The organism is Muricoccus nepalensis (genome assembly GCF_006438825.1).
Classification (GTDB): domain Bacteria; phylum Pseudomonadota; class Alphaproteobacteria; order Acetobacterales; family Acetobacteraceae; genus Roseomonas; species Roseomonas nepalensis.
On the sequence record NZ_RCZP01000041.1, the window covers coordinates 40223 to 48437 of the forward strand.

At 74.4% G+C, this 8215-nt stretch carries 6 protein-coding genes; 3 read left to right on the forward strand and 3 right to left on the reverse strand.

Features of this window, described 5'->3' with window-relative positions; genetic code table 11:
* Positions 1-38 precede the first annotated feature (38 nt).
* Positions 39-1262 carry a Na+/H+ antiporter NhaA gene (gene nhaA / locus EAH89_RS25210; RefSeq protein WP_140886466.1) on the reverse strand — a complete coding sequence of 408 codons (1224 nt, stop codon included), beginning with the start codon at positions 1260-1262 and terminating at the stop codon, positions 39-41.
* A gap of 208 nt (positions 1263-1470) precedes the next feature.
* On the opposite strand from nhaA, the gene EAH89_RS25215 reads away from it, so the two are divergent.
* From EAH89_RS25215 to EAH89_RS25225, 3 genes are all read left to right on the forward strand, one after another.
* Entirely contained in the window at positions 1471-2769 is a 1299-nt protein-coding gene (locus EAH89_RS25215) for an MFS transporter (protein ID WP_140886467.1), read from the forward strand.
* Positions 2770-2773: 4 nt separating this feature from the next.
* A complete protein-coding gene (locus EAH89_RS25220) occupies positions 2774-4030 on the forward strand; it encodes an arsenic transporter (RefSeq protein WP_140886468.1) in 1257 nt (418 codons plus the stop codon).
* 91 nt (positions 4031-4121) lie between these two features.
* On the forward strand, positions 4122-5111 hold the full coding sequence (locus EAH89_RS25225; protein ID WP_241667205.1) for an amidohydrolase family protein: 990 nt from the start codon (positions 4122-4124) through the stop codon (positions 5109-5111).
* A gap of 47 nt (positions 5112-5158) precedes the next feature.
* On the opposite strand, the gene gorA is transcribed toward EAH89_RS25225, so the two are convergent.
* Positions 5159-6559, reverse strand: a complete 1401-nt coding sequence (gorA, locus tag EAH89_RS25230; protein WP_140886469.1) for a glutathione-disulfide reductase — start codon at positions 6557-6559, stop codon at positions 5159-5161.
* 117 nt (positions 6560-6676) lie between these two features.
* Positions 6677-8155: an NAD-dependent succinate-semialdehyde dehydrogenase gene (locus tag EAH89_RS25235; protein ID WP_140886470.1), complete on the reverse strand. Its 1479-nt coding sequence runs from the start codon at positions 8153-8155 to the stop codon at positions 6677-6679.
* Positions 8156-8215 lie beyond the last annotated feature (60 nt).

Consider the following 8215-nt stretch of genomic DNA (forward strand, 5'->3'; position numbering starts at 1 on the left):
GGGGCACCGGGGCTGGGGCACCGGGGCTGGGGGCGCGGTCAGGCGTCGGCGGGGGCCCGCCTCCCCTGCCCCGGCGCCGGCACCTCCCGGGGCGCCACGCGCAGCACCGCCCAGCCCGCCAGCCCTGCGACGACGGAGCCGCCGAGGATGCCGATCTTCACCTCGTCCTGCAGGATCGGGTCGTTGGCGAAGGCGAGCATCCCGATGAAGAGGCTCATGGTGAAGCCGATGCCGCAGAGGAGGGAGACGCCCAGCAGCTGGGTCATGGTGGCGCCCATCGGCACGTCGGCCAGCCGCAGGCGGATGACGAGGGCGGCGCTGCCGAAGACGCCGATCAGCTTGCCCAGCAGCAGGCCGAGGGCCACGCCGAGGGTGAGGTGGTCCAGCAGGGCCTCGGCGGTGATGCCCGCGAAGGAGACGCCGGCGTTGGCGAGGCCGAAGACCGGGATGATGAGGAAGGCCACGGGGGTGTGGAGCGCGTGCTCCAGCCGGTGCAGGGGGGAGGCCGCGCGGTCGTCCGGCGCGGCGGGGCGGGCGCGGAGCGGGATGGTGAAGGCAAGGACGACGCCCGCGATCGTCGCGTGGACGCCCGAGCGGAGCACGAAGAACCAGAGCACCGCGCCGAGCAGCAGGTAGGGCAGCAGGCGGAGCACGCCGAGGCGGTTGAGGGCGACGAGCGCGAGGGTGGTCGCGCCCGCGAGGCCGAGGTCCGTCGTCGAGAGGTCGCCCGTGTAGAAGACGGCGATGATGAGGACCGCGCCGAGGTCGTCGATGATGGCGAGGGCGGTGAGGAAGACCTTCAGCGAGGTCGGCACGCGCGGGCCGAGCAGGGCGAGGACGCCGAGGGCGAAGGCGATGTCGGTGGCCGCCGGGATGGCCCAGCCGCGGAGGGTGTTCGGGTCGGACAGGTTGAAGGCCACGAAGATGAGGGCCGGGGCCGCCATGCCGCCGGCGGCGGCGACGCCGGGCAGGATGCGGCGGGACCAGGTGGAGAGCTGGCCGTCCAGGACCTCCCGCTTGATCTCGAGGCCCACGAGCAGGAAGAACACGGCCATCAGGCCGTCGTTGATCCAGTGCTGGGTGTTCAGCGGGCCGATGTAGGCCTTCAGCGCCGCGAAGTAGGCGGGGGCGAGCGGGGAGTTCGCGACGACGAGGGCGAGCACCGCCGAGGCCATGAGCACCAGCCCGCCCGAGGCCGAGTTGTCGAGGAAGTCCCGCAGCACGGAGCGGAGGCGGCCGGTCGGGGTGGCGGGAGGGGTCATCCCGGGGGCTCCTGGTCTGGGTTCCGGCGGGCGCCCGGCGGACGCGGGTGGCGGCGGGCGGTCGATCCTCCGCCCTCGTCCCGCGACAATCGCCGGGCGGGGGTGGAGTTGCGGTAAGTTAATGCCGCAGCGCGGAACGGCGGCGCGCGGGGGCGCCAACCGCGCCGGGCGGGGTGGCGTTCTGTGCCCTCCGTTCAGGACCTCCCGAATGCCCCAGACTTCCGCGGCCGACGGCCCGGCGCCGGCCAGCCCCCGCGTGCGGCGCGGGCTGGACGCGCTGAACTTCACGCTGGCCGACGTGCGCGACGGTCTCGGGCCCTATCTCGCGATCTACCTCCTGGCCGTGCGCGGGCCGGACCAGGGGTGGAACGAGGCGACGATCGGGCTGGTGATGACGATCGCGGGCGTCGCGGGGCTGCTGGCGCAGACGCCCGCCGGCGCCTTGATCGACCGGACGCGGCACAAGCGGGCGGTGGTGATCGGGGCGGCGCTGATGGTGACGGCGAGCTGCCTGCTGCTGCCCTTCCTCTCGAGCTTCCTCGCCGTCGCGGCCACGCAGTCCCTGGCGGGGATCGCGGGGGCGGTGTTCCCGCCGGCGCTGGCCGCGATCACGCTCGGCGTGGTGGGGCCCCGGGCCTTCTCGCGCCGGGTGGGGCGGAACGAGGCCTTCAACCACGGGGGGAACGCGGTCTCGGCGGCGCTGGCGGCGGGGACCGCGGTGTTCTTCGGGCCGGTGGTGGTGTTCTGGATCATGGCGGGGCTGGCGGTGCTGAGCATCGGGGCGATGCTGATGGTGCCGGCCTCGGCCATCGACGACGAGGTGGCGCGCGGGATGGCGCCGGGCGAGGGCGAGGCGGAGGGGCCGGCCGGCTGGCGCGCGCTGCTCGGGAACCGGCCGCTGCTGGTCTTCGCGGTGCTGATGGCGCTCTTCCACCTGGCGAACGCGGCGATGCTGCCCTCGGTGGGGCAGCTGCTGACGAAGGTGGTGGGCAAGGACTACGCGACCTCGCTCGTGGCCGGCTGCATCGTGGGCGCGCAGTGCGTGATGGTGCCCGTCGCGATGCTGGTGGGCGCGAAGGCCGATGCCTGGGGGCGCAAGCCGCTGTTCCTCGCGGCCTTCGGCGTGCTGGCGCTGCGCGGGCTGCTCTACACCTTCTCGGAGAACCCCTGGTGGCTGCTGGGGGTGCAGCTGCTGGACGGGGTGGGCGCGGGGGTCTTCGGCGCTCTGTTCCCGGTGGTGGTCGCGGACCTCACGCGGGGGACGGGGCGGTTCAACCTCGCCCAGGGCGCGATCGCGACGGCGCAGGGCGCGGGGGCGGCGGTGAGCGCGAGCCTAGCGGGGGCGGTGATCGTGGGCGCCGGCTACTCGGCGGCCTTCCTCGTGCTGGGCGGGCTCGCGGCCGCGGGGTTCCTCGGCTACCTCTTCCTCATGCCCGAGACGCGCGACCACCGGCCCGAGACCGCGCCCCCGGCCGCCGGCGGCATGGCCGCGGCGCCCGCGGAGTAGCGGGGTGACGGAGCCGGCGGCGGTCTGGCTGGTCGCGGGGCTGGCCACGGCCGGGGTGATCCTGCGGCCCTTCCGCTGGCCGGAGGCGGTCTGGGCGGTGGCCGGGGCGCTGGCGCTGGGGCTGCTCGGGCTGCTGCCCTGGGGGCGGGTGCTGGCGGGCGTGATGCGGGGGGCGGATGTCTACCTCTTCCTCGTCGGCATGATGCTGCTGGCGGACGTGGCCCGGCGGGAGGGGCTGTTCGACTGGCTGGCGGGCTTCGCGGTGCGGGCGGCGCGGGGCTCGGGCGGGCGGCTGCTGGCGCTGGTTTATGGCGTGGGCGTGCTGGTGACGGCCTTCCTCAGCAACGACGCGACGGCGGTGGTGCTGACGCCGGCGGTCTTCGCCGCGGCGCGGGCGGCGCGGGCGGCGCCGATGCCGCACCTGCTGGCCTGCGCCTTCGTGGCCAACGCCGCCTCCTTCGTCCTGCCGATCTCCAACCCCGCGAATCTCGTGGTGTTCGGGGCCGGGCTGCCGGCGCTCGGCGAGTGGATGGGGCGCTTCGCGCTGCCCTCCGTGCTGGCGGTGGGGGCGACCTACGGCGCCCTGTGGCTGACGCAGCGGCGCGTGCTGGCCGAGCCGATCGCGACGGAGGTGGCGGCGGTGCCCCTGCCGCGGGGCGGGCTGGTGGCGGGGATCGGGATCGTCGTGACCGCGGCGGTGCTGCTCCTGGCCTCGGCGGGCGGGCGCGACCTCGGGCTGCCGACCTTCCTCGCGGGGGTGGCGACGGCGGCGCTGGTGCTGGTGGTGACGCGGCAGGCGCCCTGGGGGGTGCTGGCGGGGGTCTCCTGGGGGGTGCTGCCGCTGGTCGCGGGGCTCTTCGTGCTGGTGGAGGGGCTGGCGAGCACAGGGGCGGTGGAGGCGCTGGCGGGGCTGTTGCGCGCGGGCGCCGGCGAGCCGCGCGAGACGGCGTTGGCGGCCGGGGCGGCGGTGGCGGTCGCGACCAACCTCGTGAACAACCTGCCGGCGGGGCTGCTGGCGGGGGCGGTGGTGGGGGCCGCGGGGGCGGACCCGGTGGTGGCGGGGGCGATCCTCATCGGGGTGGACCTCGGGCCGAACCTCTCGGTCACGGGGTCGCTGGCCACGATCCTCTGGCTCGTCGCGATCCGGCGGGAGGGGCTGGACTTCGGCACCTGGGCCTTCCTGCGGCTCGGGCTGGTGGTCATGCCGCCGGCGCTGCTGCTGGCGCTGGCGGGGCTGGTGCTCGGGCCGGGGTGGCGCTGAGGGCGTCTCGACGGGCGGCGCGCGGCGCTCCACCCTCCGTCGGCCCGCGCGGCGCCGATCGCGGACGCCGCGGGGCAGGAGGAACGGAAGAATGGACGGAATGTCCCGGCGCGCGGCCCTGGCGGGCGGCGCGGGAGCGTTGATGGCGGGCGGGCTGGCGCCGGCCCTGGCCCAGGGGGGCGGCCAGACGGCAGGGGCGATGGTGCGGGGGCAGGCGGGGACGGTGAAGTTCTCGGCCGGCACCGAGGCGCCGCGCACGCCGGCGCCGCCGCTCGCGGCCGACTGCCACCACCACATCTACGACGCGCGCTTCCCGGCGGACCCGCGGACGCAGCTCCGGCCGCCCGATGCCTCGCCGGAGGACTACCGGGCGCTGGCGCGGCGGCTGGGGACGCAGCGCTCGGTGCTGGTGACGCCCTCGACCTACGGCACGGACAACCGGCTGCACCTGCAGGCGATGCGGGAGCTCGGCCCGGAGCGGACGCGGATGGTGGCGGTGGTGGACACTTCCGTTGCGGACGCGGACCTCAAGGCCATGCAGGAGGCGGGGGTGCGGGGCATCCGCTTCAACCTCGTGCAGGCCGGGGTGACGACGATCGAGATGCTGGAGCCGCTGGCGGTGCGGGTGGCGCCGCTCGGCTGGCACGTCCAGGTCCACATGCTGGCCGACCAGATTGCGGAGAACGAGGCGCTCTTCGCGCGGCTGCCGGCGCCGGTGGTGTTCGACCACCTGGGGCGGGTGCCGATGGAGAAGGGCGTGGAGCACCCGGGCTACATCGCCGTGCGGCGGCTGCTGGACCGGGGGCGCGCCTGGGTGAAGCTGTCGGGCGCCTACATGGACACGAAGGTGGGGCCGGCCGGGCGCTGGTCGGACACGGTGCCGGTCGCGCGCGGCTACGCCACGGGGGCGCCCGAGCGCTGCGTCTGGGCGAGCGACTGGCCGCACGTGACCGAGCCCGCGGAGAAGCCTGACGACGCCGCGCTGTTCGACCTGCTGGCGGAATGGGTGCCGGACGAGGCGGCGCGCAAGCGGGTGCTGGTGGACAACCCCGCCGCCCTCTACGGCTTCGGCCCGGGCTGATGCGGCGGGAGGGGGCTCCGGCCCCCTCCCCCATCAGGCGTTGCTAATCAGGCGGCCTTCGCGGCCTTGCCAACGTGGCGGGTGGCCACGCGCATCGTGACGAACTCCTCGGCGGCGGTCGGGTGGATGCCGATGGTGCTGTCGAGCTGCGCCTTGGTGAGGCCGTTCGCCACGGCCACCGCCATGCCCTGCATGATCTCGGGGCTGTCCTCGCCGATCATGTGCGCGCCGAGGATGACGTTCGTCTCGGCGTCCACCACGAGCTTCATCAGGGCGCGACGGCCCTCGCGGCGGGTGATGCTGTGGCGCATGGGGGTGAAGCGGGTGGTGAAGATCTCGACGGGGCCGCGGGCGGCGGCCTGCTCCTCGGAGAGGCCGACGCTGCCGATGGGGGGCGCGATGAAGACGGCCTTAGGCACGTTCTCGTAGGAGGCGCGGCGGGGGCGGTTGCCGAAGAGGGTGTCGGCGAGGGCGTGGCCGACGGCGGTGGCCATGGGCGTGAGGTTCACGCGGTCGTCCACGTCGCCGATGGCGTAGATGTGGGGGACGTTGGTCGCGTGGTTCTCGTCCGTGCGGATCACCGGGCCGTCGAGGCTGGTGACGCCGGCGGCCTCCAGGCCGAGGTTGCCGGTGTTCGGCACGCGGCCGAGGGCCATGAAGACGGCGTCGGCCTCGACGACCTTGCCGCTGGCCATGCGGACGCGGCGGGTCTCGCCGTCGAGCGTGATCTCGGCCGGGGATTCGCCGGGCAGGATGGTGAGGCCGTCCGCGGCCAGGGCCTCGGCGGCGGCCTCGCGGATCTCGTGGTCGAAGCCGCGGAGCGGGAGGGACTGGCGGTAGGCGAGGGTCACCTCCGAGCCGAGGCCGTGGAGCAGGGAGGCGAACTCGAGGCCGATGTAGCCGCCGCCGACCATGAGGACGCGCTTCGGGCGCTCGGCCAAGGTGAAGAGGTCGTCGGAGATGAAGGCGTGCTCGGCGCCGGGGATTTCCGGGCGGACGGGGTGGCCGCCGGTGGCGATGACGATGCGCTCCGCCGTGACCTTGCGGGCGCCCACCTCGATCTCGTGCGGGCCGGTGAGGCGGGCGTGGCACTCGAAGACCTCGGCGCCGACGCCCTCCAGCAGGCGGCGGTAGATGCCCGACAGGCGGGCCACCTCCATGTCGCGCGCGCGGACGAGGGTGGGCCAGTCGTGGCGCGCCTCGCCGAAGGACCAGCCGAAGGCGGCGCCGTCCTCGGCCCAGGCGCCGTATTCCGCGGCCTGGACCATCAGCTTCTTGGGCACGCAGCCGACGTTGACGCAGGTGCCGCCCCAGAAGCGGGCCTCGGCGATGCCGACCTTCGCGCCGTGGTTGGCGGCGATGCGGGCGGTGCGGACCCCCGCGCTGCCGCCGCCGATGACGAAGAGGTCGAAGTCGTGTCCGTGGGAGGGGGTGTGGCTGGCGCTCATGGGGGGAAGGTCGGTCCGGGGGGCGGGCCGCGCAAGGGTATCGTCACCCGACCCCGTCGCATGGCTCCCCCGGCGCGCGGTCCGGGCCGGGGCGGTGGCGCCCGGCCCGGGCGGGGTTCAGGCGCCGAGGCCGCCGAGCAGGAGGTACTTGATCTCGAGGTAGTCCTCGATGCCGTACTTGCTGCCCTCGCGCCCGAGGCCGCTCTCCTTCACGCCGCCGAAGGGGGCGACCTCGGAGGAGATGATGCCCTCGTTGATGCCGATGATGCCGCTCTCGATCGCCTCGGCCACGCGGAAGATGCGGCCGACGTCGCGGGCGTAGAAGTAGGCGGCCAGGCCGAACTCGGTGTCGTTGGCCAGGCGCACGCCCTCGGCCTCGTCCTTGAAGCGGATGAGGGGGGCCATGGGGCCGAAGGTCTCCTCCTTCAGCACCTTGGCCGACATCGGCACGTCGGTCAGGATCGTCGGCTCGAAGAAGTTGCCGCCGAGGCTGTGGCGGTGGCCGCCGGTGAGGACCTTGGCGCCCTTGGAGGTCGCGTCCTGGATGTGCTCCTCCACCTTGGCGACGGCGTCGGCGTTGATGAGCGGGCCCTGGGTCATGCCGGGCTCCATGCCGTTGCCGACCTTGAGCCCTTCTACGGCCGCCTTCAGCTTCGCCGCGAAGGCATCGTAGACGCCCTCCTGCACGAAGATGCGGTTCGCGCAGACGCAGGTCTGGCCGGTGTTGCGGAACTTGGACGCCATGGCGCCGGCGACGGCCGCGTCGAGGTCCGCGTCGTCGAAGACGAGGAAGGCGGCGTTGCCGCCGAGCTCCATGGAGGTCTTCTTGATGGTGCCCGCGCATTGCGCGAGCAGCGTGCGGCCGACCTCGGTGCTGCCGGTGAAGGAGAGCTTGGCCACGTCGGGGTTGGTGGAGAGCTCCTCGCCCTGCTCGCGCGCGGAGCCGGTGACGACGTTGCAGACGCCGGGGGGCATACCCGCGCGCTCGGCGAGCACCGCGATGGCCAGCGCCGAGAAGGGCGTCTGCGAGGCCGGGCGGATCACGCCGGTGCAGCCCGCGGCCCAGCCGGGGCCGGCCTTGCGGGTGATCATGGCGGCGGGGAAGTTCCAGGGGGTGATCGCCGCGAAGACGCCGATCGGCTCCTTCATCACGAGGATGCGGCTGCCCTGCTTGAAGGTGGGGATGGTGTCGCCGTAGACGCGCTTTCCTTCCTCGGCGAACCACTCGATGAAGGAGGCGGCGTAGGCGATCTCGCCCTTGCTCTCGGCCAGCGGCTTGCCCTGCTCGGCCGTCATGATGGCGGCCAAGTCGTCCACGTTCTCCAGCATGAGCGTGAAGAGGCGGCGGAGGATGGCCGCGCGCTCCTTGGCGAGCAGCGCGCGCCAGGCGGGCTGGGCGGCCTTGGCGGCGGCGATGGCGCCGCGGACCTCCTCCCGCGAGAGGGAGGGGACGGTGCCGATGGCCTCGCCGGTCGCGGGGTTCTTCACCGTGATGGTCTTGCCGGAGGCGGCGCCCACCCAGGCGTCGCCGACGCGGTTGGCCTGGCGGAAGAGGTCGGGATCCTTCAGGACGAGCTTGGCGGCGTTGTCGAGCATCGGGGGGCTCCTCTTCGTGGGACCGCGTGGCCGGGGGGCGCCGAAGATGGGGCGGCGCGC

What these genes read in the sequence shown, in the direction of transcription:
- nhaA (WP_140886466.1), bottom strand. Translation starts at nt 1,262, where the DNA reads ATGACCCCTCCCGCCACCCCGACCGGCCGCCTCCGCTCCGTGCTGCGG.
- EAH89_RS25215 (WP_140886467.1), top strand. Translation starts at nt 1,471, where the DNA reads ATGCCCCAGACTTCCGCGGCCGACGGCCCGGCGCCGGCCAGCCCCCGC.
- gorA (WP_140886469.1), bottom strand. Translation starts at nt 6,559, where the DNA reads ATGAGCGCCAGCCACACCCCCTCCCACGGACACGACTTCGACCTCTTC.
- EAH89_RS25225 (WP_241667205.1), top strand. Translation starts at nt 4,122, where the DNA reads ATGGACGGAATGTCCCGGCGCGCGGCCCTGGCGGGCGGCGCGGGAGCG.
- EAH89_RS25235 (WP_140886470.1), bottom strand. Translation starts at nt 8,155, where the DNA reads ATGCTCGACAACGCCGCCAAGCTCGTCCTGAAGGATCCCGACCTCTTC.